Genomic DNA, 25,106 nt, shown 5'->3' with positions numbered 1-25,106 from the left:
CTGCCGTGCGACCGAAGTAACGTAGATCGCAGAGAGGTCAGCTACTCCTCTGCCATGTAGGGAATGTTGAATTGACAGGGAAGTAGAGAGCATCTACACTGTGAAAACGGGCCTGAGTACGCCAATACTCAGGCCGTTTTCAATATGACCATGGCAATTATGTGTATTCTCCTTTCTTTAATCTGCCTAATTAAAAAATGAGGGCTTACCGCCTCACGTTTTTTATCCTTCCTTGCGGCAACCATAAAGCATATGGGTAACGCTCTCGGTTGTTAGTGCCTTGCATTCAAATTGTTAAAGATCAGGAACTACTATTTTGGATCCTTGCCAGGCTTTAAGCTTTCAAGCCAATCGCTGACATCCTTGGTCAGGGCATATTTCCCTTTTCTGTTTTGTACTTCAAAAACTTCGATCGGCAGGTTTCCTTTGTGAAGGGCCTGTCGGAATGCTGCCGTCGAATTAAACCCCAAGACTTTTGCTAGATCGGCACCACCAATAAGTGGACCATGCCGTGCATAGAGGTCGTTGTATGTCTGACTCTTGGAGAGGTTTCTGCTGCTCACGTGTTGTTATCTCCTTTCAACAAGCAGGGAATCAACGGAATAATTCGCACTAGGAACGTTTGCTTCCGTTGAAGAAGTGACGCCAGATTACGGGTAGTCACGCTTGGTTGCACTTTAGTGCTGTGTAATTCAGAATGCAGCTGATTACACCACTAGGGATTGACAGGTGAGCAATGCCGAGAAAGCAAGTGGGGTCCAGTCAGCCTTGACTGTGGCGTCTGCCGACCAACTAAAGCAGAAGGATTTGAAGGGAAGGATTGAAGGGCTGCGAGGTATGGCCTGGGCATACGCGGTGTTGCATTACACGGGGTACACCGCCTCAGGTGCATCAAAGAAATTCTCGCCCCCCGGTCCCGAAGAGAAGGAGCCGACCAACTCAAAAATCATGTACCAGTACCTTCAAGGGAGACGTGCACCAACCAGGGGGGAACGTGGGAAATATGGCTTTGATTTAGTCACGGAAGTAGATCGTGACCCACGCGGGAAACATGCAACCCGATGGCTGGACCATCCTTTATGGATGATTTTTCAGCCAGACACGTCTGGTGACCAGTTAGAGCCCTACCTGGAGGAAGAGGTGACTCCTCCTCAGTTGGCAAAATATTTCTGGAATGACAGGATCGTTCCCCCAGCAGCTACGACAGGAGGATCAGCGCAAGGGCCTGAACTGCAGATTTTTGATGATTTCCTATACGTCTGTGCGTACTTCAGGCTGGCCTGTATGGCTGGTTATGCTTCTACTGGCTTCCGATTGGTGGAGTGTCTTGCACCACAAGCTGCAGCGCTTGAACCCGTGTTCCGCTATGTTCAAGCCCCATTTATGGTCATGCTCGAGGAGTTCTTCTATCGTAATCGCGAGCAGCTGACGGAGGCTTGGTCAAAATAAGTATTTCGAATAGATGCCTGAGAAATAAAGCCGCTATCCGGGTCCAATCCCATTGCTTTTGGCTGGTCGCACTCCGGAGGTGATTACCTATCGATTAGCCGCAGCTGTGGAAGCTTCTACTACTCGCAATATGGACATCCATAAAGGGAAGCCTCTATGCACGACCTCAATCCGAACGACTTGGAGCAGATTCAGCGGATCAACCGATGCTATTAAGAAGCACGGGGAGCTGCCTGCGCTGGAACAGCCGACTTCCACGACAGGAAACCAGACCGCAATGCATGAGCATCAGCCAATGCATGATGTGGAGGCCAGTTTGCACTATATATTGCATTCATGGCTTTCTGGAAAGCCGGATCACCGAGGATTTCAGTCGTTAGAAGCCACTTCTCCCCCAGGTTGCTCGGTAATGGTCGGCCATCCTCCCCCTGCAGAGCATCCGCGAGGAGATCCCAGTCAGAAGCATAATCAAACACCAAGGTAACCGGCTGGCCGAATGACGCAAGCCAGTCATTTAGGCGGAGCGTCAGCTCTTGGGCAGTGCAACTCGCCCCCATCACCCGGCCTAACAACGGAAGCACGTAGGCTCGCACAAAATCGCTACAGTCCTCCCGACGATAATCATTTCGCTCGGCATAGAACTCACGGCCATCCTCGGCCACTAGACCGATAGCAATTAAATCAATTTGGATGAAATCGGTGAATTCGGTGTCGACAAATACGAGCATGGTCCTCGACCTCAATCAGATTGTCGTTCTTGGGATGTTCTGTAGATTGCAACGCCCATTAGCCACAGGGTTGCTGGACCTCGGCATGGCCATAGCTTCTAAAAGAATAATGAATGCGTGCGCGGAAGACACTACCGAGGCGGCCCAGTACTGCGAAGCCACTCTTCCTTGACTCCTCTAACTACACCGATCAGCGGGGCGAAATACAGTCGTGGGCCTTCCTTCGCTGCAAGCCAACACGTAGAAACCTCCCAATATTCTTGCTCCTTCTATCATGGCTTCAGCGTCAGTCTCTCACCATCTCTCGCCAAAACCGACCAACGCTTGCCTTTGCTGATGCGGTCAACGTGCTTCTGCAAGTCATGCCCCCACTCGTAACCAGATGCTAGCCCCAAGTCACGTGCCAGCCTCACAACTTTCACGCGGGTGCAATGCAAGAGCAGTTCATCCAGTACGCCAGTGCGCAGGCTTCGTAGAGTCACCATCAGATTGCACGCCTCTTCTATAGATTGCCCCTTCCCAATGTCAGAGGCCAGCTCGAGTAGGGCCCGCTCCATGCAAGATACGAGCACACCAGGGTGCCCAGCTGGGATAGGTGTCAGCCAAGAGTCATACGGCAGGTTGTCATCAAAAAGTCGTGTTGTTTGGTAGGAGTAGAACATCACCTCGCTGATCCAAGACGGAAATTTGTACGGTGTACGCCCCCACATAACTACCCGTTCCTTGAATGCGATGTTGTGCCTCACCCCCCGCCATGCCAGAGCGGTCTTGCCTGCCACATGCAAACCATCGATCTTGCGGCTGAGATAGACGATCGTCCCGTCCCTGGTGGGTTTGTCTCCGGTCAATAGGTACGCACCTTGTGACAAGCGGTACATCCATCCTTGCTTCACAAGATAGGACGCCATTGCCATGCTGACACCAAGCCCAGCCAGCAGCTTTGCGTCCAGAGGTTGCCCCTTGGGAGCATCTCGCATCAAGCGTTGTACTGTATGGCTGATCATGGACGACCCCAGAGGCGTAGGTTATTCGTAATTGCTCCATAGTTTATTTGAAATTTATCTGGGAAAACACGCAACAACCTAGCCAAGCCTTCTGATGAAGTTTACTTCTTCAACAGCATGCTTCGTGGAAAACCCTCCTGAGCATTGGCCAGGCGAAGCTGGTCCAGACTAACCACCGGATCGTATGCCAACGCCACGGACAACGAGCAGGACCTACCGAGCACGGTACAGAGCTTGCTGATCACCATGGACGTGGCTTGGTTCTGCCCTTTAGACAGTTTGGGGACTGTATGGTGTATCGCCTCGACCTGGGCACTGTCGAGACTGTCGAACACCATATTGGCAGCAATGCCTGGGTCGTTACAGACATGCAGGGTGGCGCACAGCAGCCCATTACTCAACAGGTGAAAAAGAGGGAACCGTAGTCCCGTGTTTTCGCTTTCCTTGGGGAAGGTATAGCTATCCGGCTTGCCGGCATAGACCTCTTCGATCGTGTATAGCTGAGACTTCTCCGGTGGCGTCGCAACTTGGTAGCCTGCTGCAGCTACTTCTTCCAGCAGTGCTTTGGCCAGTTCAGGATGCTGCTCATCGACAGCACTGATCTTGCTGTTGAACACCTTCGTCAGGAATGTTGGATGGCTACCGATCTCCGATGAAAATACTTGAATCTTGCCGAGATCCACTTGAAATGTGTCAGCAGCAAAGCTGCCGGAACTTACCAGACATGCCAATCCCCAAAATAGGGCTTTCTTGATCACCGCGCCCACTCCTCAGGTTTGTCCTGCTACTCGCATACATTCTTCAGGGCGTGATCGACGAGGTCGCCATCAAAGCTGATAAGCACTTCGAGGTTCTTGCATGACGACCCGACCGCCCCCAACGCTCGAGCCTGGATCAGATAACCATCGTTGTCGCTCTGGCTGTTCTGTCCGTAGAGGATTGCATTCTGGACGACGGCCGCCAGCACCCGTTTGTTACCCGGCCCTTCTGGCCACGTCGGCGCCACGGAGTGGCGATCTATGACGTTGTTGCCGCAGATACGGAAGTGTTGGTCGTGGCCATTGGAACGTGCTGATACGGCTTCGCAATCGTTAAATTGCCCAACATAAATCACGTAGGCCGCATGGCCCTGGGTAGTGGCCTGGGTGGTTTGATGAGTACGTGCCACTATGGAAACTGCTTCGCTCAACTCCCCAGCCTGAGAGAAGGCCGCGGCCAGGCCGATTCCGGTAATTGCCAGTAGCCGTATGACCGCGCCCATCGCATTGCCCCCTGAGTACTGACCTTACAGGCCCGCCAGACAGTCGACCGGGGTCAAACTATCGATATGAACCTTAATGGACTTGGCATCTGCCCTCGTAACGGTCAACTTGGCCCCTGGCAGCGACACCGACCTTACCCCCAACGCAAACGAACGAACCTGCTCGGCGTTCACCGCACCGTTCGCATCGGAGCGAACCAGCTTCAGCTTGAGTGTCCCTTCAGACTGCCCCAGGAAAACGGTCGACAGGCTGCATCGCGACTGGCCCGATTTCTCCTCGAGATTTAAGGAAAAGCGACCACTAGCAACCTTGACCTCTTCCCGTGTGAGGTAGCCGTCCGACCGGGTGCTGAATGTCCGATCAAGCACCTCTCCGGTCTCTGTCAGAGCAAAATAGCGATCCTTCCTGAGGAAACTACTGGTTTTCGGGTCTGTCAGTACGAGATAAAAAGTTCGGCCGGAAGCATCACGCAGGCGAGCCTCTGGCATGACCTTGTCGCCAGATTTCAGATTCAGCGCGGCATCGCCGGTAGTCAGGGAAAGATCGCTAACTACTTCGATGCTCGGTATTACGGTCTTGGGTCCATAATCCATGACCAGCAAGCTGTCCCCAGCCGCAGCCGTTCGGCTGTCACCGACTTTTGCTCCCCTCACAAAGATGGCTCTTTCGATGGCAGGCTGAACGTATGTAGCAGTCTCCAGACTCTTAAACGGTGAGCTGACTAGCGTTGCCGTTGCGGAAATGGCCGTTAGCGGCCATAAAGCCCCGGCGCAGCCTGCCAAGAAGATGTACCGTTTCCATTGATCGGCTGAGTCGTTTCTCTGCAGCTTTTGGTCTGTGATCTTCTTCATCCCATTCCTTTCTTGATCTCAAAATCGTTTACTGCCAGTCGTCTTTGTCATCGGTACATATCCAACCAATTTCGTTTCTGGTCATAGAGTAACCGTGCAGGCCTTTGCAGACTTTCCCCTCCTCAGCTACCGGAGAGCCTGCATACTGATTCCCGACTGCGCTTACTGTGATAGCACCGGCTCACCAGGTACTTAAGCCAGCCGGCCATGCAGAAGAGCGAGCACTAGGACAGCGAGGTCTACTACCGCCAGGGTAATTTGAGTTGTCGGCGTCATAAGCACGAGGACCAAGCAATAGCATGTCAATCAATTATCCCATTTTGGGATAATTCAAGGCAAGTGCTGCCATGGCTGGATGAAAACCATCCATGATGATCGCTACCAGGCTTTGATCAGGCGACTTGTTGCAGAACGGGAGCAACGGAGCATCACGCAAACCGTGTTGGCAAGTACGCTCGTACGCCCACAGTCTTATGTCGCAAAGGTCGAGAATCTGGAGCGACGGTTGGACATCGTCGAGTTGGCCGACTGGCTAAAGGCGCTCAAGGTCGAGCGCGAGGAGTTCATGCGCCACTTTAGGTGGTGGTGAGAAAGGCCTCCGACTTCCTCAGTCTGCTGGTAGCTTGCTACGGTAACTTTTGGGCGCTATTGCGTTACCGGTTTTCGGCCAAAGCAGACGTTGAGCTCTTACCCCGATTTGGTCGGCATTGGATCGATTAGTTTTCGTTCAGTCAGAGGCAACAACGAACGGCAGCTTTTCTATCCTGCGAATGTGAACTATCGCCGCTGAGCGGTCGCTCGCCGATCGGTCTAACCGTCTGCTTTGAAGTGTGGTCGATCACAACCTGACACCGAACTCTCGCTGTGGGCCACATAGCTGTCATCCAACTACCTCGCGTGGATAGTTGCTGCAAATGGCATGGAAAACTTCAATGACGTAGCCATAATAAGCACTCCATGCCAAGATATACACTTCTTAGCTAAGAGCCGCTAACAAAACCTCGCAGAAAACCTGAGCCAAGGCGTGCCGGCGCAGGCAGTTGAGTACGACAAGGGGGGCGCAACGCGGCATCAGGGGTTTGTTAGCCACTCTTAGCGCAGTCCCAGTCGGAGCGGTCGAAAAGAAAGGAACGGCTTTCCAAGCGGGGCAATGCGCGCCTGCGTTACGCTTTCTGGATGGCGGCTTTAGTGGCGATGCGCATGGCCGAGAATTCGTTTCGCGACAAGTACGAAGCGGGTTTCCTTGCGGATAGCCCGCGTGGCGCGGGCTTTTTATGTGTGTTGACTAATATTATTTTTGCTGTTTTAGGGTTTGCAAAAGCATGTCCATACTTTCACGGGCAAGGGCAAGTTTCCAGATGCGCTTGCTCAAATGATTATCCGGGATGCGATACCTGCCCTGCCGAACAAAACCGGCCGGTGAAATCTTTCTTCTGGCAGCCTGAGTGCCAATAAGCTTGTCTGTGACAATACTTTTGCAAAACTTGGCATGCAATTTAAGTCACCCCTTATTGCCGTATGTGTTTTTCCGCGTAGCGTGCATCCGGTTGTTGGTTCTATTTGACGCATTATTTTTCGGGATTAGCTGAGTTAGTAAGTTTTCCTTTAACACTTAGCAAACGGGTATTTTACTGTGGAAAAAATCATCATTGCCGCAGCCTTGCTGGCCAGCGCGCCACTGGTCTCGGCCGCGCCGTTCTCGCCGGCTTAAACCCACTACGTCAAGCTCAAATTTAGCAGCTCGCCTGGCCGCAATAATATCTGCGGCGGCTCGCTGGTGGGGTCTGATCTGGTACTGACCGCCTCGCATTGCATCCTGGACAACTGGAGCAGCGTTACCGCTCATTACGGTCACGACTTCGCCCAGAGCGTGAAGACGATACGTAACAACGCCAAGCCCAACTGGATCAAGTTCGACTATAACGGCGTGGCGGTGGACCTGGCCTTAGTTAAACTGCCGCGTCCCATCGCCGGCTTGGACGGAGCTAGGACAGTGCCAGTAGTGGCGCAGGAGGACTGCGACAGCGGGATAGGCGCAATGCAGGCCAATCTACGCATGGCGGAGACCGGCGGCCAACTGGCGGCCAGTCTGATGGATGTCCGCGTCGCCAATATCCAGCGGCTGGGGCCGTCGCCCTTGGCCAACGGCGTCTCCTTGCTTGCCAACGGCATGGTGGGCCGCGGCGGGGACTCCGGCAGCCCGCTGCTGTCTCCCAACGGCGTGCAGGTGGGGGTATACAACGGCAACGCCGGCAACACCTCCGCCTTCGCCGCATTGTGCAAATACGCTAGCAGCATCAAGGCCTGGTCTGAAGTGCTGAGTCCGTCTGGCGGCTAAACCCCGCCGTGATGCGGCCCATTCCCGGTATTGGCGGGCTTTGTTCGGCAGGGGTGGCTGCAATGTTGAAGGCATGGCGAACCGGCCGGTTTTCAGTTGGTTCGCATGGCATCCTCTTTCAGGATACTGCTCTTGCCTTACAAGAACGGAGCTAAATCCGGATAGCCGCGAAAGCGACCCAAGCCATCCTAAGACGCGCTAACAAAACCTCTTGATGTCAGATGCGTATGCCCGCATTTGGCGAAGATGAAACGGAAAGTTGTCAGTCAGAAGCTCTGGAAGTCATTGCAACCACTACTTCCTCCACCACCGCGTTCCCGCCGGGGTGGGCGGCCGCGGTTGGATGATTTTGCCGCCCTCAACGGCATCTTGTTTGTTCTCACTACCGGCATTCCTTGGGAGGACCTCCCACAGGAACTCGGTTTTGGCAGCGGTATGACCTGCTGGCGAAGACTGCGCGATTGGCAAGCGCTAGGCATTTGGGACCGCCTACACCTAGTCCTGCTGATACAACTGCGCCAACACGATCAAATTGATTGGAGCCGGGCAAGCATTGACGGGGCTCGCGTTGCCAGCCCCCCGGGGGCCAAGAGACCGGTCCCAACCCCACCGATCGAGGTAAATGCGGCAGCAAGCGGCACATCATCGTAGATCGCCGAGGTTTACCACTGGCGCTGTGTATTACCGGCGCCAATCGGCACGATTCCATAGTCTTCGAAACTTTGGTCGATGCGATTCCTGCCGTTCCTGGTTTGCCAGGGCGGCCCAGGCAAAAGCCTTACAAGCTGCATGCAGACAAAGGCTATGACTACCGCCGTTGCCGTGAACACCTGAACCGACGCGGAATCTTGGTGCGAATCGCGCGTCGCGGGGTGGAAAGCAGCGCGACGTCCTCCCAGTATTGAGTAGCACATCACTTTAGAGTCCAATCAACCCCACAAGGAGATTGGACATGAAGAAACGATTCACCGAAGAACAGATCATTGGCTTCCTGCGCGAGGCGGAAGCCGGCATGCCCGTTGCTCAGTTGTGCCGCAAATACGCCTTCTCGGAAGCCAGCTATTACCTCTGGCGCAACAAATTCGGTGGGATGAATGTCTCCGAGGCCAAGCGTCTCAAGGAGCTGGAAACTGAGAACGCACGGCTGAAGAAACTCCTGGTCGAGACCATGCTCGAGAACGAGATTGCCAAAGAGGCCCTGCGAAAAAAGTGGTGAGCACACCGTCACGGCGGGAGCTGGTGCGCCATCTGATGGGCAAAGGGCTCAGCGAGCGTCGATCGCTGCGTTTGGCTGGCATGAGCCCCAGTGCATTCCGTTACCAGCCAGCCACCGACCGCAATGTCGCCTTGAGAGCAAAAATCATCGCGCTTGCACAACGTCACCGACGTTACGGCGCCGGCATGATCTACCTGAAGCTGCGGCAGGAGGGCATACAGGTCAATCACAAGCGGGTGGACCGGCTTTATGCCGAGGCGGGTCTGCAAATCCGCCGGCTCAAGCGCAAGAAAATCCCCGTGGCAGACCGTCACCCACTGGCTCGTCCTTTGGCGGCCAATCAGGTCTGGTCGATGGACTTTGTGTTCGACCGAACGGCAGAGGGGCGTGTCATCAAGAATCTGACGGTGGTCGATGATGCCACGCATGAGGCAGTCGCCATTATTCCGGAACGGGCGATGGGAGGCCTGCATCTGACCCGCGTCCTCGAGCAGTTGGCGAAGACACGTGGCTTGCCCAAAGCGATCCGGACCGATAATGGCAAGGAATTCTGCAGCCGCGCCATGCTCACCTGGGCGCATGCTCGTGGCGTTCAGCTCTTCCTCATCGAGCCCGGCAAGCCCAATCAGAACGCCTACATCGAAGCGTTCAACGGGCGCTTCCGGGATGAATGCCTGAACGAACACTGGTTCACCAGCCTGCGCCATGCCCAGGTCGTCATCGAAGCCTGGCGAAAGGAATACAACAATGAAAGGCCGAAGAAAGCACTGGGTGGTTTGACACCGGCGGCCTATGCCGAATCATTAGCAGAGAAATCAGGTAAATTAAGCTTGGACTCTAAAGCCCCCTGCTACTGAGAATGGGGGGACGTCGCTCTATCTCACACCGAAACGCGTCTAAAGACCTCGTGACTGACAGCTTCTCCCAGATAGCTATAGTGGTGATCTCAATTGTAATAATTGTCGATATAATTTAACAAGTTGAGATTAGCCAAGATGCGATTTTTGCAAATTCTCTTGCTTACAAAGTTTAATGTGAATCGATATTTTTTAGACTTGTGTTCAAAGAAGCATTTACTTATAGTCACACTTAATCAGGACATCAATTAGAGTAATTAACAAAATTATTGATGCAGTGCTGCGCCAACTTGCCGTGATCAAGTACCGTCTGCGCAGGGACACCTTGCCTTAACCGTGAAGCTGATTTATTTAAAGCCACCCCTAACCATCCGGAATGGTCTTTAAAAAAACATAAAATTTGGCAAAAAATTTAACCAAGAAGAGACTTATTTTTTTGGCCAGCCTGTTTACTTAAAACCAAGTAATATAACTCAATTTTTAATAAGTTTATTTCTAACCTTAAAAAATTAACCTCACCTTCTAATGCCATTTCTCTAATCGAGGGGTTTTGAATTTTATCAAGGCATATGTGCTGGGGATTTTTTTTACTCATCAGTATTTACTCAAGAAATATGTCTTTGAAAGATACCCCACCTATAACTAAGAGACATCTCAAACTACAGCCATGACGTTTCATTGATGCAAAATATTTGCATTTTAGTTTTTACTTAAAATTTACTATAAAATTTAACAGCTAATATCTCGACTAATTTGTTCGGTCAATTTTTCTAACTGATCTAGTAAAGTGATTAGCTGCTGAGCTTTATGTTTTGTAAAAAAAAATTCAATTTTTTCATGGTAAGCATCTAATGCAGGAGAGACTTTAGCTAATATTTCTCGGCCACTTTCTGTTATAGAAACTTTAACTCGTCGTTGGTCAAAATCGTCCCTATGACGGTAAACTAACCCCGAGCTTTCCATGCGCTTTATAATCCCGGTGAGGCTTGGTGAAAAAAAATTACAATGCTTTGCGATAACTCCGGTATCAACTGTCCCATGCACCCCCAAAGTTTCCAGCACTCTCCATTGCTGTTCGGTTAAGCCAAGCTTACCTAAAAGCTGGCGACAATATGATACGTAAGCTCCCCGTGTTATTTGTAATTTCTGGGGAATATATAAAGTTTCTATATTTTTCATTTTATGCTAACTCCAAAATTTTTTAGATTCCAATCAAATGCAAGAAAATTATTGAGACTTAAATATCATTTATTTTTAGCCTAAGAAATGTAAATTTTTATATACAGAAAGAGGATTTATAAATTAATTTGACTTGCCTTTGGATGGCTTAGCCAAAATTTATTAAAACCTTTAGTGTATGTTGGATTATATGGATATCGATACCAATCTATCCTATGACGCCTCTAGTAATATCATATGAGTTACAGACTACATCCTTGTATAAACTATCAACACAGATTTATTTTACATAAAAAATACATGATTAAGTCAATTTCAATCATGAATCAACAGCCACTTTTGCCAAATATTTTCATTATGGTATTTGATATAAAATGAGTAGACTAGTGTTTTTATAATTAAAAATTACCCGAATTTTTTACTAAGAACCCCTTGCTATTAAGAATAAAAATCAAAAGAAAGCTCATTTTTACAGTAAATCAATTCTTTTTAGATAGTTTTTCAACGTAGTTAACCAATTTGTATGGGTAAATTTTACTTGTGACAGATAGACATACAAAACGTATTTACGATAAAATCTAACAATGGGGAAAAATTTTCCACAGGTTTCGATTTAAAATAGGCTAACGACCCTTAGGTAAGATGATTTTATTATTAATTACGGCATCGAAAAACATTTAAAAATTTAACCCAAAGCCACCACCGAGACCATCGGTAATCACTTAAATTTTAAGAAGACACCTGGTTTTTTCAACACAATAGTGGACTGAGTTAGCCGCTGAAAGCGTTCCCATATTAATAATTTGAGCATGGGGATGTCCACGAGCACACAGCGTTTCACCCCTGAAATCAAAGAAGAAGCCGTCAAACAAGTAACTAATTGCGGTTACTCTGTTGCCGAATCTTCCCCCGATTTGGGGTTTCCAGTCACAGCCTCAAATGGGTGAAAGTGATCACTATAGTGAATTGCCGCGTTACACCGTGACGATACCCCTATTCATCCAATGCCCAACAGGTAAACTTTGGGCTATTGTTAACCTAGATCAGATTCGAATACCACACAGTGCGACGTAACTGGTCTAAAACCCGCGCGACACGCCGCCCAGGTAACGAGTAGTCACCTCGATCCACACCGATTCACGCTTCCAGGTATCCACCACTATCAGGGCCCTGATGCGACGACCATTCCACAGGGTATCCGAAACGAAATCGATCGCCGAGGGCTGCGGTCTTGTCCTTCCGGCATTGGCTGTACCACCCAGAGATGGCTTGGTCGCTTCTTGCGTCGCCGCAACCGCAGTAACAAGCCCTCTTCCTTGTAGATCCGCACGACTCGCTTGTGGTTTGGCCAGCCCTCGCGGCGCAACAAGGAATGCAGCCGTGGTGAGCCAAAGCGCCGGCGTCGATCAGCCAGTTCACGCAACCTTACCCGCAATGCCGCATTATGAATCGCCCCTCCTTTCCTAGACACTTCAAGAGCCTCACACTAGGCCCCACAAGGAGGTGTCATGAGCAGGCAGCGTTTCCCCGAAGAGTTCAAGATTGAAGCGGTCAAACAGGTAACCGAGCGTGGCTACCCAGTGGCCGAAGTCGCCAGCCGTCTCGGCGTCTCTGCCCACAGCCTGTATCAATGGCTGAAACGCTACGACCCCACGCGTGCCAAACCGGCCGAATCAGTAGACCAGCAAGCCGAAATCCGCCATCTCAAGGCAGAGCTGAAACGGGTCACCGAGGAACGCGACATCCTAAAAAAGGCCGCCGCATACTTTGCCAAGGAGTCCGGGTAAGGTATGCCTTCATCCGGGCCCATGAGCAGCAGTTCCCTATTCGACGTCTGTGTCGTGTTATGTCGGTGCACCCCAGTGGCTACTACGCCTGGAAAGCGTCACCGTACTCACCGCGAGCTCGCGAAGACCAGCGCTTGCTGGGGCATATCAAGCAGGCCTGGCTCGAAAGTGGCGGTGTCTATGGCTATCGCAAGGTGCATGACGACATGCAGGCTCAGGGTGGACCCGCGCCAGCCTTGGCCCGACCACTGCGCTTGAAGTCGCAGACGATGGTGGCTGGAACATTCGGGTCCTATCCCCGGTTGCGCAAGCAATCCATGCTGATGCGCTGAGCTGGGGGGCTCTGGAAACAGGTGGTGCCTTGGTTGGCCGCATCTCGTTTGAAAATCGAACCATCACCATTGCGGGCCTTGTTGAGGCACCGCCTGACAGCGTTCGAGAGGCCGCCCGCTTCGTCCTCGGAACCAATGGGCTTGTTCAAAATTTGCGGGCCGCAAACGCGGCCTCTTTGGGGTATCTCGCTTTTATCGGAACGTGGCACAGCCACCCGAAAGGCGGAGCACATTCGGGTATCGACCGAGATACATTGCGCGGCATAGCCGAGGATGCTGGCGGTCTTCCAGCCGTGTCGTTGGTATGGACTCCGACAGGACTCACATGTGCAGTGGATCGCTGGTAGGCGCAGAGGCACCGGCTCTTTGTGGGCATAAAACAAGAGGGATGTATGGCTGACTACTTTGAGATCAACTTTCTTGGCGTCGAAACAGCGAAAAGCGGGGATGCGATCACGCTACGCTACTCAGTGAATGGCACTGCGGGCGTACACGTCGTGGATGGCGGATATCTGGATACTGGAGATCAGATTGTCGAGCATCTGAAGACCTACTACGGAACAACTGTCATTGACCATGTGATCCTCACGCACCCTGACCGCGACCACGCCAATGGGCTACGAAAAGTGCTGGAGCAATGCACGGTCAGAAATCTTTGGATCAACCGACCGTGGATATACGCGAGCCAGTTGATCGATCGCTTTGAGACCTATGAATCGGCTGAAGCACTACGACGGAAGTTGCGCTCCATCTACGATGCCACGGCAATTCTTGAGGATCTTGCGGTGGAGAAGGGAATTCCAATCCATGCCCCTCTTCAGGAGCAGAGTATTGGTCCGTTCACGGTCATGGCGCCGACCTTGGGGCGCTACCTTGATCTGATTGTGGACTCCGCGAAGATACCGGAAGCCGTCGAGGAAAGTGCTCTAGATAGTGCGCTGAGCAGCATATTCCTGGCTGTGAAGGCCGCGACCGCCTACATCAAGTCTCTGTGGGGCGAGGAGCATTTCCCCTCCGAACCGACCAGCCGCGAGAATGAGATGAGTGTGGTGCAGTCTGCCGTCTTGAACGGCCATCGCGTCATGCTTACTGGCGATGCTGGACGCGAAGCGCTACAAGAGGTGATCAACTACGCGCCTTTTGTGGGGCTCGCGTTGCCAGGCATTCGGTATTTCCAGGTGCCTCACCATGGTGGGCGACACAATGTTTCGACTGAAATCCTGGATCAACTGGTTGGGTCACGTTTGGATAGCATGCCGGACAAGCATACGTGGAATGCCATATGCAGCTCTGCCAAGGCGGATGAGGACCATCCTCGGAAGTCGGTGATTCGCGCTGTATTGCATCGGGGTGGGCATTGGGCGGCCACCGAAAGCAAGAGCATCCGCATCGGCGCAGGTATCACCCGCGAGGGTTGGGTATCGATTTCCCAGGCGGCGTATCCTGAAGATCAAGAAAATTGACTACGGCTGAAAATCGGCATCGCTTTGACCCTCGGCTAACAATGTTGTGTGCATCCAGGTGTTCCGCCGTCAGGTTCTCGAACTGTGCTCCATGCATTGTGCCGATTCACGGTCATCGGTTTTGATCTACAGTACCTGTGCGTTAGATAAGGTCATTACGTCGCGAGGGGAGCATGCCCTTCGCTGACCCCAGAATACGACTAGTTGTCTGTCCAGCCGTTTGTCTTCGCTCATCACCTTGTTCATGACTGTAACTTGGGGTTCTATGTGCCATTTGGGGAGGTGTGCAAGAATAATCACGAGCTCAGATCGACTACCTTGGGATCACTCTGCTTTGCCTTTAGAACCTGATTCTCGGATATCAAAACCTCGTTGATGGACGCGAGGCTAGCGACCTTGGCGCGGAGTTCCTGGTGTTTTACATCGCGCTGAATACGGCTGGAGCGCCCCTGAGCTTCGCGAATTTTTTCGGCGATGCTGGGGTAGTGGTTGTGGATCAGTGCCGTTGAAACGCCCGCCTCCCGTGCAACAGCGGCGATGCTGACTTTCGTTTCATGTGCCCGTCCGTGCTGGATGCGGGTGAGCGCAAGTTGCAAATCCCGCTCACGCACATCCGAGGGCTTGCGGTTAGTTGTCATACTACGTTTGCCTCCGGGTTGTATCCAAGCTGCACCAATACGTCACGGCAGCGCTCCAAATCGCGCAAAACGCGCTGGCGGCCACCATCACCAATGTCGCGGCTATACTGCAGCCCCTTTAAGTTGTCATAGAGACGCTGGTAAATGCCAACGTGGGGGCGCCCGATCACCGCGTTGTTGCAGTCTGCACAGCGGGTTCGTTCTAGGGTGTTGCCGATGCAACGGTCGTCACTTGCGGTACACCATGAGTGGCCATTACTGCGGATCGCGGTGCTCTCCGCAATTGAGGTTAACATCACAGCATGGCTCTTGAAGATGGCGAGATTCGCCGGATCACGCTGCCAGCGTTTAATCGAGCGGCCGTAGCCACCCGCAAGTAGTTCGTCACCCAGCCAGGTTTCTACGACACCAAGCTTGATATCCTCGTGTTCTGCCCGGATGTCACTGAACAGTTCGAGATCGAGGTGCAGCCCCCAACCTTTGTCCATGGCATAGTCCAGAGTCATGTCCATAGACCAGTGCGCGTAGTGCTCGCGCAGGTAGCGGAGGTCACCGAATTGGCTGTGCGCAGCATAGTTGGCGAATTTGCGGCGGAATTGGTGACTGGCTAAGTTCCAGTTCACGCCATTGCTATGGGCGAACGCCTTGAGCACTCTGTTCCATGTGCCACCTGACAGGGTGCGAACTTGGTTGCCCTTCGTAGCAGTCATCCCAATAAAAAGTGCATGCTGATGTTTCTGCGCTTTCGCAATTTCTGGATCACGTGGGTCAATCCTTCGCCGCTCGACGATCTCGGTAGCTATCAAGGCTTGGTAAGGCTCGGCCCAGCGCTCAATTAGCCGCAATGCACGCACTGCAGCCTCTGGAATCATCCAGTCGTGGATACCCGTGTCGGTCTTATCCGACTTGGAGCGCATCCAGTGATAAATCGTACCCTCGTCGTCCTCGGTACGGTGGTGGGCGCCCGATTGTAAGTTGGCCAGTTCGTGGTTGCGGCACCCGGATGTGCTGGCCAGCACGATGTAACAGGCGGCTCGTAGATCAAGGATTGCCTGATTGAAAGCGCCTAAACCGCCCTCCCAGCCCAAAGTTGAGAGGCAGTGGTTTTTAGCCTCGATGACGGTTCTACGATCCTGCATTCTGCGCGCAATGGCGACGGCCGCGAGTGCATCACGGAGATCAAGCAGGGCCTTACCGCACTGAATCTGCTCTTCGGCGCTCTTGAACAAGGTGCAGAACACCTCATCCGGCATCAGGGGTGTTTTGCCGCCCTGCTTGCGGGTGCTCCAGTAGCTTGCCATGGCACTCGCGGAGGTGTCGGGCCAGGGGTGCAGAGGGATTGGGTCATGGGTGTATTGGCTCAGTTCATAGAGTGCCTCGATCGTTCCGAAACGACGACTAAGGGCCTCTCTTGACAACGGTTGGCCTCGGCTGCGACGAGTCTGTAGTTGGGACCTGCACTCGGCAGCATAGTTTGTACAGACCAAGGGCGTTACCGCGCCGAAATGGCTCAGTTTGAGCGCATACAGATACCGTAGAAAGGGCAGCGTATTTTCAAAGAAATTGCGCACAGTACCTGACTTGGGCCGCTTCTGCCCCTCAAGGCCACGTCGTAGGTAGCGATACAGAACCGCCTTCATCAATGCTCGAAATGGATCAGGCACCCGACTAAAGTCGATCCGGCGTAAGTTGTCCGATACATTGTTAGAAAAGCCGTCGAGCCGCCAGATGTCGTCACCATATTGATTGAGGGTGACCCAATGTTCATCGACTTGAAGAGCCGTCACAATGAGTGCATCTCGGTCGCGATCAGCCAGCCCGCGTACGTCGACCTGCTGTAGTTCGGTGATCGCTGGGGAACGTAAGGCCGCGGTGCTGCCGCTCATGCAAAGACTCCTAGATTGTCCACCGCATCACACGACCAGAACGGATGCGCTTCGCGACGCGCTCGCTCGCGTTCGGTTTCGACAGTCGCCGGCTTGAAGACCCCACGTCGAAGCCCCTCGGCCACAATGTAGTTGTCAATCAATCGAGGGATATGCGCGTACTCCCTCTCCCAACGACGTTTGTTCATTCGCGCTCGCTCCGCAAGTACGCGGAAGTAGAAACTGAACAGGCGGTGCAGATCATCTCCTGTCACTGCGTAATGCTTGCAGCGCAGACAGTTGAGGAACGAGAAGCACGTTGCCCCCTCTTGTTTCGGGGCGTGTTGTCCATAGACTGGATCGCTACAGCGCCCCATGGCGGTAGTGTGGTAGGTTGCGCCGATGCGGCCGGTCATCAGCTCTTCGACTAGGAGCTTACCCATGAACTGCCAGTTACGCTTTGCATCGTTACTAGGGGCCAAATAATTTTTTCCAGTAACCTGAGGCGTATTGCCAAGCGCGATGGCCGTGGTTGCTATGTCGCCTTCCAGCAACTCAAAAATGCGGTTGGCGAAGGTCTTGCGCAGCCGTGAAATGTTGATACGTAGCGGCTGGCCATCGGTATCGGTCAGGCCGTGCTCAGCCACGAGTTTCTTGATTGCCTGTGCTACCGTCCCGCCATTCAGTGCAATAACCCTGCCAAGACCAGAACCTCGATGCACACGATACAGCCATACACGTTCCTTGAAATCGCCTGGGGCCTCCGCGCGCAGCGATTCGCCGAGCGTAAGTACACGCCGGACCAAGCGCTCGACATTGGTTTTAACTGTGGGAGTGGACTCCTGCCAGCGCTCAGCGCCACTCTCTCCACGCAGCGCAATCTTGGAGGAGGTGTATCCGCGGCGTTTTCTTAGGACCATGAAGACACTGCCATCCTTGGGGTGAGGGTGCAAACAATCAGCCCCCATCTCTAGGAGCGGCGTAGCGTTGCGTCCAGTATGTAGCGCAACGGTCAGCAGCGCGTAAGCCAGTAATTCGCCCGTGACCTGTACGTCGTCATGGAAGATCGGCATGACTGCTTGCCTAAGTGCCATGGCGAGCGCCTGCCGTTGGCGTTTAGGCAGAGGTGTCTCGCCCTGATGGGGGCCGATGTTCGGAAAGGGATTTCGTGGGAAAGTTGCATCGTCACCAGCTGTAACGAGTGGGAACAGCCCGCGCCGGCCTAACGCATTCAGGATGGACTTCGCATTAGAGTAATGGCCCCTCTGGCTATGCGGAGAGATACCAAGGTCCGAGAGGTAGCCAAGAAAGTCATCAATTAAAGCTCGGTCGATATCAGCCAGGGTCAGCCCACGGTTCAGCGAGGTAGCTCGCAACACCAGATAGTCGAGGAAGTGGCGTAAACCGCCTTTGCAGTGACTTGCTACGGTAGTTGCCTCAATCACGTCGTCCTGTCGTACCAAGAAACGCTCGATCTGCCGCTGGCACGCATAGGTGATCGGATCGATCCCTCTGGCGTACCAGCGTGCGAAATCGAATTTTTGCATCCGTGTGACATTTCGCCCGAACGAAACTGTGGTTTTGGCTGGCGGAATCTCTCCAGAGAGCACGACGATACGACCTGCTCCTTCACGAGAGTGTTCGACCTGAGGGACACTAAGATCGGTCTTGCTAAATACCTTGCGCTTGCCCATCAGACCGTATCCAACTCGCCGTGCAATTCATCGTCGTAGGCCAAGACAGCCTCGTCGGCGATTTCGTTGATCAGGTGCAGGTACACCATCGTCGTCTGAATCGAGCTATGGCCAAGTTGCCGCTGTACGAACACCAGTGGTTCCACGCTGCTGCGGTTTCGCTGAAGCGCAAGCAGGGTATGCGTCGCGTAGGTGTGTCGCAACATGTGCGGATGGACGCGGACGCCGGCTCGCTTGCCGATTTCCCGGACGATGCGTTCGATTCGTTTGCCTCCATCTGCGTAAGGCTCCCCGAGCTGGTTTAGGAATAGTGGCTTGTGCCTCGTCTGGCTTAGGGTGGCTCGCTCACCGCGCACCTGCACTACGTAACGGTGCAGATCCGAGAGGAAACGGCGACTGACATAGATGTCGCGGGGCTTGCTACCCTTCGTACGCATACCGTGCCCATCATAAGGATTGAGGTGAATTTGGATATTGCGCTCTTTCCTGCCTGCCGCGTCAGGATCGAAGACGTACGCAAGCGGGAAGGTGGCGATTTCCTCCCGGCGCAGGCCAGTCTGAAGCCCGAGCCGAATCATCATGCGGTGATGAGGGTTTTCTGCCGTGGCCAATAACGCCTTGATCTCATGCATGCTCAGAAACTTCGGAAGTTCGCGATGCTTACGCGGCATGATGTTATTCACCATGGCTTTGCCACCGCTAGCATGGACGTGGGCAAGGAAGCCTAGCGTACGTTTGACCACCTTTTCTTCATAACTAAACGGCAATCTGCCAACCCATCCTTGCTGCTGTGCAAACTCGTAGAATTTGCATACATAGTGCAACCTTTGTCGGGTAGTTGAGGGGGCCAGGTTGAATTCATCCAAGCAATAGTCTCGGTAAGCCGCGACGATGCTCTTAGCCTCGCCACGGTCCACGTCGTGCCAGTCGAGGTCATGGGCTTGAAGAAAGCTGAAAAAGTCGTACAACGCTCGCCCCGTGCTTGGCCAAGACTTCCGTGACCCAATAGCACCGCGTAACAGGTAGTGACGAAAGAACTCATTGGCAGGGACACAGCTTTCCATCGAGTCCCAAAGCAAAACGGGAAAGCCTGGATATGGACGGCCAGCAATGACTAAATCTTTGGTTGCCCACACTAGCTCCATTAGCCTGGCACCCGGGTCTTGACGATGCAGATACCCTTGCTCCCCATAGGTTTTCGTGGAGGTTAAAACTACGAAGCTAGAACCTACTCGTCGACCGACAAGTATGCTGCGTAACTTATTGTTTTTAAAATACTAGATTGGTAATCTTTCGCAAGCCCCTGAACAATTCCTTTTACGCTTCCTGCGAGCGGGTGTTCAACCCTGGTCTGGCCGGCTTGCCCATTGTCGTGTTGTTCAACAGCGACGGCAGCATCGTGTCGCGCTCGGCCGAGGCCAAGGCTTTGGGCGTCCCCATGAGCGCGCCTTACTTGTCGAGTTCCGGGAAATACCATTTCAATCGGTCCAGATCGCTGAATTACGATAGGGGCTGCAAGCAGGGAAAGGCCAGGAGGTTAAGTTGAGTGGAAGTGTTGGAGTTGCCCGCCCTGTCAAATATTTTCATGGCATGGTCTTGGGTGGCGCCGTAAGAATTAAGTGTTCTCTGATTTTATTGTCGCATTGCTATTTAGATAATTAAATAAAAAAGCTTGTTGAGTTTTAATAAGTAGGCTATGTAATCCAAAGTGTCAATTTTTGCATTGGTAGCAGCGTTTTTAAGGAGAGCTTCGCTCTCCTTTTTTTTATTTGTGGAAGTTCCGATTTGACAGTCAGACCTTGCCGGGAGGTGGAGCTGTCCGTTTTTATAGAGGCGTGAATCTTCATCAAAACAGCGCGAAAGCGGGCGTAGCGCATCGAAGTAGACGATGGCGCATATCGCCTCAAGCGGCCGCTGCTGCCAGTGCGCCCCTTCAACTTTAGGGGAAACCTGATTATCACAGAGTAGTTAGCATATTATATTAACCTAGATGTTGACATCGAAAAATTCATTTAAGCACACTCTAAAAAGACAAGAAATATGCCATTATAATTTATATCACTCCACTTTAATTAAATACTTAAAAATAGGCCGCAAACAGCAGTTTGCACGAACATTTAACTAAACGAGCATGACCCAGCATGCGAAGACCAAGCAGCTCTAGTTTACATTGAACTCAATTTATGATTGTTAATAACATATCAACCTCTTCCAACTTTAATTTTACCAAAAATAACACATGGGAATGCCCACAAGCAGCCCCTCTCATTACTCTCCCCAAAAAAACTGAGAAGAAGCAGCTAGATCCATTAACGGTCCTCCTCATCCTAAACGCACTAAACAAAGGATATGGATTGAATTTTAATCAGCAACTAAACTCCTTGTTAACAAATGCCATTACCTCGGCCGCAGAGGCAAGCAGTGCTAATTTTCATGCTTTTAGCTTTCCCAGTACGAACACCGTGAGTTTGCTGCAAAAACAACTCCCTTCCATGCAATATAGTCAAGGATTATCGGATAAAGCAGCCATGGCCTACACTCAAGTGTCGTCAATGTCAGGTGCCGCTATTGGCAATACAGCAGGACTCAGCGTGAGCGTTTGACGCCCTCTCTTCTAGAGGGCAAGGCAACACCGACACCCCAGTATATGAGTAACAAGACTTTTAGAGTCCGGAGTTAATTTGACTTCCTTCCAACCAACCGAGCGGTCTGCTTGCCTATCCGACAGTGAACGGTTTCAGGAAGCGGGTCAGCAATCGTCCGGGACTGGACACCTAGTCCTGGAGGAAGTCAAGCGAAAAGGCCCAGTCCCTCAGTGAAAGACTTGCTCTTTTTGATATGCTAAATTAGAAACATGGTATTTTTCGTAGATAGCCTTAAGTTCACCAGATCTTTTCAATTTACTTATGCCATCTTCAAATAAATTCACCAATTCTGGAATGCGTCGCACAGATGTGGGTGGAAAGGCTAGATATAGGTAATATGATGATATGCAACCTTTGTTTTTCAGGCCATTTAGTAGTTTGTTGCCATCCTGCTTAGTTTTTTCAAAACTGATAGGGTCTGCCCACATAGCAATAGCACGGTTGGCGTTAACCATGCTAGCTGCGCGAGACATATAATTGTTGTCGTAATTAAATTCCAAGAAATTTTTTTTATACACCCCAACTCCAATTGATTTCTCCAAGTCCAACCGGTTTCCAAATCCGATATAACTGATAAATGTACCGTTTTTTACATCATTAAAGCTACGATAATTCCATTGACTTGTGGACTTGGCATAAAAGCAATTTTGCTGGACTGCAACCGGCGTTTCGGGGAACATCAGGCCTGGTGCCTCATTTTTTCCTGGTGCTAAAAGTCCATCAAGTTTGCCAACTCGTGTATCTGCGACAGCGCGCGCCCAGGGCTTAACAGTAAATTTTGCCGCAATACCGTTTTTTTTGAACGCTTGCTCCACGATTTCCACAATGAAACCTTTATTAGCTGTGCCAACGCACATATATGGACAAAAATCAACCATGCCGATACTCACCTCTGCTGCATGTGCCTTTGTGAACAGCATGATTGTAAATGGCAGCATGTAAAAAAATTGCAACTTCATCAGTTTGCGCGGGATCACCCTTCAAGGGGTGGATGGGTAGGGTGCTACGCATCACGTAGCCGGTTTCCCGCATCTCCTTTCTGAGTCCTACCTTACAGCATAATTAGAGTCCTCGGTTGCACACTTTCAGGTAGCAAAACTGCTACTTTACGAGAAGGTTTGGGGGCTTGCTTAGGCCTTATCTTCCCAAAATTTAGCTTAGCATTTGGTAAATGCCAAGCTAAAAAACGGAGCAAACACGGTAATTAATTTTTTAATCTGATCTGCCCTCAGGACTAGGGCCAAGACCTACTTAGAGCGGCTAACAAAACCTCTTGATGCCGGATACGTATACCCGCATTTGGCGAAGATGAAACGAAAAGTCGTCAGCCAGAAGCTTTGGAAGTCATTGCAGCCGCTACTCTCCCCACCGCCGCGCTCCCGCCGGGGTGGGCGGCCGCGGTTGGATGATTTTGCCGCCCTCAACGGCATCTTGTTTGTTCTCACTACCGGCATTCCTTGGGAGGACCTCCCACAGGAGCTCGGTTTTGGCAACGGGATGACCTGCTGGCGAAGACAGCGGGATTGGCAAGCGCTAGGCATTTGGGATCGCCTACACCTAGTCCTGCTGATACACCTGCGCCAACACGATCAAATTGATTGGAGCCGGGCAAGCATTGACGGGGCTAGCGTTGCCAGCCCCCGGGGAGCCAAGAGACCGGTCCCAACCCCACCGATCGAGGTAAATGCGGCAGCAAGCGGCACATCATCGTAGATCGCCGAGGTTTACCACTGGCGCTGTGTATTACCGGCGCCAATCGGCACGATTCCATAGTCTTCGAAACTTTGGTCGATGCGATTCCTGCCGTTCCTGGTTTGCCAGGGCGGCCCAGGCAAAAGCCATACACGCTGCATGCCGACAAAGGCTACGACTACCGCCGTTGCCGTGAACTCCTGAGCTGGCGCAGAATCTTGGTGCGAATTGCCCATCGCGAAGTGGAAAGCAGCGAAAGACTGGGTCGCTGCCCTTGGGTCATAGACTACCCATTCATGGCTAGCAGGCTTCGGGAAATTGCGCATCCGCTTCGAGCGGCGGCTGGATACGCATTACGCTTTTCTCAAGCTGGCTTTCTCATTGATCTGTGTGTGATTTATCGACAGGTTTTGTTAGCGGGCCTTACAAAACGTGGTATCTGCGATGCCATGCTTGCGGCACAAGTCGGCCATAGATAAGCCAGCTTCGGTTTCTTTCAGGATGGAGATGATTTGTTCTTCGGTGAAACTGGACTTACGCATGCTGGCTTCTTTGAGCTTTCATACTAACGAATTCTTGGGATACCTGCCGAGGGGAAGGTCACATAGCCCCACCAACTCGCTTAACTCCCACTGCCCGTTTTGACACCATGCAAAACCGTCTCGCTAATATATCCCAGTACTGGGGTGAAGTCTCTACACATTGAAACGATATCTCCTCGGAACTATCCATTGAACTCAAGACTATCGGCAGCGCCCAAAAACTTAAAGCATACCAGTGACCCTCAGTCGATAAAACGTTAAGATATTGCCTCTGGGACAGAGTATCTTTTCCCCTTACTTCCACATACTGCACGACCTCTTTCACTCTTATCTTGTAGTCCTTCCCGTTCTCTGGCAGCATACAATTTTTTTGCCGGCAAGAAACATCCAAATCCAACAACCGAGTAGCATCACTGGCTGAAGAAATTAGAGGAAAGCCAACTGTTGCGCACACCGACCATACCATAACTATCTTACGGACATTTAGCATAACATTTTCCATATAATTAACTTTTTTTACATAATTTACTACCATTTATTCTGAAAAAACTTCATAACCTAGATCATGGCATTCTGCATACCTAGAATATTTTATATTTTTTCAGCTGCACTACAGGTGTTCTCAACGACTCAAGGCCAAGCATCGGTTTATATTATTGGGCAGTCTCTGCTGTATCGGCTGAAGCGTTGTTTTTGCTGTGCCACTGGTGATAATTGATTACCCAGATAGCGTCTTTTTTCAGATTCGAACATGAAATTCTATATATTATCGCTCCGATTACCTGCAGAGCCGACCATCATAGGGAGTCTCATGTTCATAGCAGCCTGAGATAAACGTTATACAAAGCTTATCGTCATTATCGCAAATTACTTCAAAATCATCTGAATACCAGCTGATGTTCAACTCACCTCGGTAACACTGTTATCGTACCGGCGTGATTCCCAGAGGTGCATCTAAGAACCTGTTTATGACCTGCTGCACTGCGGCGAGACGACATTGACAACCGCTTCGAAATGGTCATATACCGCTTGTACATTCAGCTTTCTCAACGGTTTTGGCCATTTTTCACCCTTACCTCGCAAGATCGTAAACACGTTCTAAGAGCACCTCTTGCCCACATAGACATTAGATCTAATTTAACGATGACCACAGTTAAGTCTTTGGGGGGCAACCAGACTGTAGTTGTAACTGTTAAATTCCAATAAATTTTTCTTGACCTGCAACAAGTCTCATTTCATCAATCTTACAATACTGAAAACATCACCTAACTTCAAGCAGGTCAACTTTAAAATGAGCCCCCAAATAATTCACACACTATACCTAGAGATAATACCGGCTTAGAAACAAACCGAGCATTAGGTTTTGTAACGCCTAGATCTCCAGGTTAAAGAATTCAACTACTTTGCAGCAGCTGACTAATCATTAGGACAACTAGTCAACTGCAAGCTGAGAGAATTTTACGTGCAGATAATATCGCTTAAGACCGCTACTTTGGTGCCATTTAACTGTGCATATATTTGAAAATTTAATATTATTTTTATTGTAAAAAAACACGCACCAAGC

Annotated in this window: 20 protein-coding genes and 7 pseudogenes; 13 read left to right on the top strand and 14 right to left on the bottom strand. The window is 51.3% G+C overall.

Annotated features, from left to right (window positions below; translation table 11 throughout):
• Window positions 1-311: 311 nt before the first annotated feature.
• Window positions 312-563, bottom strand: coding sequence for a hypothetical protein (locus DXT74_RS12385; RefSeq protein WP_194426102.1), 252 nt, complete (start codon window positions 561-563; stop codon window positions 312-314).
• A 166-nt stretch (window positions 564-729) separates the two neighbouring features.
• Between DXT74_RS12385 and DXT74_RS12380 the strand changes: the two genes are divergently transcribed.
• Window positions 730-1,449, top strand: coding sequence for a hypothetical protein (locus DXT74_RS12380; RefSeq protein WP_194426101.1), 720 nt, complete (start codon window positions 730-732; stop codon window positions 1,447-1,449).
• Between the two features lie 212 nt (window positions 1,450-1,661).
• Here DXT74_RS12380 and DXT74_RS12375 read toward each other — a convergent pair whose 3' ends face one another.
• The 5 genes from DXT74_RS12375 to DXT74_RS12355 form a co-directional block, all read right to left on the bottom strand.
• Entirely contained in the window at window positions 1,662-2,177 is a 516-nt protein-coding gene (locus DXT74_RS12375) for a 3'-5' exoribonuclease (RefSeq protein ID WP_194426100.1), read from the bottom strand.
• Window positions 2,178-2,449: 272 nt separating this feature from the next.
• A complete protein-coding gene (locus DXT74_RS12370) occupies window positions 2,450-3,181 on the bottom strand; it encodes a type IV toxin-antitoxin system AbiEi family antitoxin domain-containing protein (RefSeq protein ID WP_194426099.1) in 732 nt (243 codons plus the stop codon).
• A gap of 101 nt (window positions 3,182-3,282) precedes the next feature.
• Window positions 3,283-3,939: a hypothetical protein gene (locus tag DXT74_RS12365; protein WP_194426098.1), complete on the bottom strand. Its 657-nt coding sequence runs from the start codon at window positions 3,937-3,939 to the stop codon at window positions 3,283-3,285.
• Between the two features lie 26 nt (window positions 3,940-3,965).
• The gene (locus DXT74_RS12360) at window positions 3,966-4,442 is read right to left on the bottom strand and encodes a hypothetical protein (protein ID WP_194426097.1); all 477 of its coding nucleotides are present in this window, start codon (window positions 4,440-4,442) and stop codon (window positions 3,966-3,968) included.
• 24 nt (window positions 4,443-4,466) lie between these two features.
• Window positions 4,467-5,294: a hypothetical protein gene (locus DXT74_RS12355; protein ID WP_194426096.1), complete on the bottom strand. Its 828-nt coding sequence runs from the start codon at window positions 5,292-5,294 to the stop codon at window positions 4,467-4,469.
• 355 nt (window positions 5,295-5,649) lie between these two features.
• Here DXT74_RS12355 and DXT74_RS12350 point away from each other — a divergent pair, with 355 nt between their 5' ends.
• From DXT74_RS12350 to DXT74_RS12330, 5 genes and pseudogenes are all read left to right on the top strand, one after another.
• Window positions 5,650-5,883 (top strand): helix-turn-helix transcriptional regulator, encoded by a 234-nt coding sequence (locus tag DXT74_RS12350; RefSeq protein ID WP_194426095.1) that lies wholly within the window; start codon window positions 5,650-5,652, stop codon window positions 5,881-5,883.
• A gap of 503 nt (window positions 5,884-6,386) precedes the next feature.
• A pseudogene (locus DXT74_RS12345) lies at window positions 6,387-6,527 on the top strand (transposase); the annotation flags it as partial.
• 499 nt (window positions 6,528-7,026) lie between these two features.
• Window positions 7,027-7,632: pseudogene (locus DXT74_RS12340) on the top strand (trypsin-like serine protease); the annotation flags it as partial.
• Window positions 7,633-7,878: 246 nt separating this feature from the next.
• A pseudogene (locus DXT74_RS12335) lies at window positions 7,879-8,516 on the top strand (IS5 family transposase); the annotation flags it as partial.
• A 68-nt stretch (window positions 8,517-8,584) separates the two neighbouring features.
• Window positions 8,585-9,705 (top strand): IS3 family transposase gene (locus tag DXT74_RS12330; protein ID WP_194426094.1). Its coding sequence is split into 2 segments (ribosomal slippage): window positions 8,585-8,843 and window positions 8,843-9,705, totalling 1,122 coding nucleotides; the frame shifts between segments, so codons are not numbered across the junction.
• Window positions 9,706-10,434: 729 nt separating this feature from the next.
• On the opposite strand, the gene DXT74_RS12325 is transcribed toward DXT74_RS12330, so the two are convergent.
• A complete protein-coding gene (locus DXT74_RS12325) occupies window positions 10,435-10,884 on the bottom strand; it encodes a MarR family transcriptional regulator (RefSeq protein WP_194426093.1) in 450 nt (149 codons plus the stop codon).
• Window positions 10,885-11,699: 815 nt separating this feature from the next.
• Here DXT74_RS12325 and DXT74_RS23220 point away from each other — a divergent pair.
• Window positions 11,700-11,839: pseudogene (locus tag DXT74_RS23220) on the top strand (transposase); the annotation flags it as partial.
• Between the two features lie 207 nt (window positions 11,840-12,046).
• Here DXT74_RS23220 and DXT74_RS23215 read toward each other — a convergent pair.
• Complete coding sequence (locus DXT74_RS23215; RefSeq protein WP_370551722.1) at window positions 12,047-12,355, bottom strand: IS3 family transposase; 309 nt, start codon at window positions 12,353-12,355, stop codon at window positions 12,047-12,049.
• Window positions 12,356-12,392: 37 nt separating this feature from the next.
• Here DXT74_RS23215 and DXT74_RS12315 point away from each other — a divergent pair.
• The 3 genes and pseudogenes from DXT74_RS12315 to DXT74_RS12305 all read left to right on the top strand — a co-directional run.
• Window positions 12,393-12,892, top strand: a pseudogene (locus tag DXT74_RS12315) (transposase); the annotation flags it as partial.
• A 62-nt stretch (window positions 12,893-12,954) separates the two neighbouring features.
• Window positions 12,955-13,350 (top strand): Mov34/MPN/PAD-1 family protein, encoded by a 396-nt coding sequence (locus tag DXT74_RS12310; RefSeq protein WP_317647352.1) that lies wholly within the window; start codon window positions 12,955-12,957, stop codon window positions 13,348-13,350.
• A gap of 45 nt (window positions 13,351-13,395) precedes the next feature.
• Window positions 13,396-14,466 (top strand): competence protein ComEC, encoded by a 1,071-nt coding sequence (locus DXT74_RS12305; protein ID WP_194426091.1) that lies wholly within the window; start codon window positions 13,396-13,398, stop codon window positions 14,464-14,466.
• 296 nt (window positions 14,467-14,762) lie between these two features.
• On the opposite strand, the gene DXT74_RS12300 is transcribed toward DXT74_RS12305, so the two are convergent.
• Genes DXT74_RS12300 through DXT74_RS12285 form a run of 4 tightly spaced genes read right to left on the bottom strand, consistent with a single transcriptional unit; the run spans window position 14,763 to window position 19,631 of the window.
• Window positions 14,763-15,104, bottom strand: a complete 342-nt coding sequence (locus DXT74_RS12300) for a TetR/AcrR family transcriptional regulator (RefSeq protein ID WP_194426090.1) — start codon at window positions 15,102-15,104, stop codon at window positions 14,763-14,765.
• Window positions 15,101-16,990, bottom strand: coding sequence for an integrase (locus DXT74_RS12295; RefSeq protein WP_194426089.1), 1,890 nt, complete (start codon window positions 16,988-16,990; stop codon window positions 15,101-15,103). Before DXT74_RS12295 ends, DXT74_RS12300 begins: the two co-directional genes overlap by 4 nt.
• Window positions 16,987-18,663, bottom strand: a complete 1,677-nt coding sequence (locus DXT74_RS12290; RefSeq protein ID WP_194426088.1) for a hypothetical protein — start codon at window positions 18,661-18,663, stop codon at window positions 16,987-16,989. Before DXT74_RS12290 ends, DXT74_RS12295 begins: the two co-directional genes overlap by 4 nt.
• Window positions 18,663-19,631 carry a site-specific integrase gene (locus tag DXT74_RS12285; RefSeq protein ID WP_196783756.1) on the bottom strand — a complete coding sequence of 323 codons (969 nt, stop codon included), beginning with the start codon at window positions 19,629-19,631 and terminating at the stop codon, window positions 18,663-18,665. The genes DXT74_RS12290 and DXT74_RS12285 overlap by 1 nt, the downstream gene beginning before the upstream one ends.
• A gap of 368 nt (window positions 19,632-19,999) precedes the next feature.
• Here DXT74_RS12285 and DXT74_RS23210 point away from each other — a divergent pair, with 368 nt between their 5' ends.
• Together DXT74_RS23210 and DXT74_RS12275 are read left to right on the top strand one after the other, a co-directional pair.
• Window positions 20,000-20,209 (top strand): hypothetical protein, encoded by a 210-nt coding sequence (locus tag DXT74_RS23210; RefSeq protein WP_317647351.1) that lies wholly within the window; start codon window positions 20,000-20,002, stop codon window positions 20,207-20,209.
• 637 nt (window positions 20,210-20,846) lie between these two features.
• A complete protein-coding gene (locus DXT74_RS12275) occupies window positions 20,847-21,266 on the top strand; it encodes a hypothetical protein (RefSeq protein WP_194426086.1) in 420 nt (139 codons plus the stop codon).
• 209 nt (window positions 21,267-21,475) lie between these two features.
• Here DXT74_RS12275 and DXT74_RS12270 read toward each other — a convergent pair whose 3' ends face one another.
• Window positions 21,476-22,267: an ABC transporter substrate-binding protein gene (locus DXT74_RS12270; RefSeq protein ID WP_194426085.1), complete on the bottom strand. Its 792-nt coding sequence runs from the start codon at window positions 22,265-22,267 to the stop codon at window positions 21,476-21,478.
• 349 nt (window positions 22,268-22,616) lie between these two features.
• Between DXT74_RS12270 and DXT74_RS12265 the strand changes: the two are divergent.
• A pseudogene (locus tag DXT74_RS12265) lies at window positions 22,617-23,396 on the top strand (IS5 family transposase).
• Between the two features lie 32 nt (window positions 23,397-23,428).
• On the opposite strand, the pseudogene DXT74_RS12260 reads toward DXT74_RS12265, so the two are convergent.
• A pseudogene (locus DXT74_RS12260) lies at window positions 23,429-23,542 on the bottom strand (transposase); the annotation flags it as partial.
• Window positions 23,543-25,106: the final 1,564 nt, after the last annotated feature.

Source organism: Chromobacterium sp. Rain0013, assembly GCF_015291765.1.
Taxonomy (GTDB): Bacteria; Pseudomonadota; Gammaproteobacteria; order Burkholderiales; family Chromobacteriaceae; genus Chromobacterium; species Chromobacterium haemolyticum.
The sequence above is the reverse complement of the archived record's forward strand: the minus strand, read 5'-3'. Positions and strand labels throughout refer to the sequence as shown.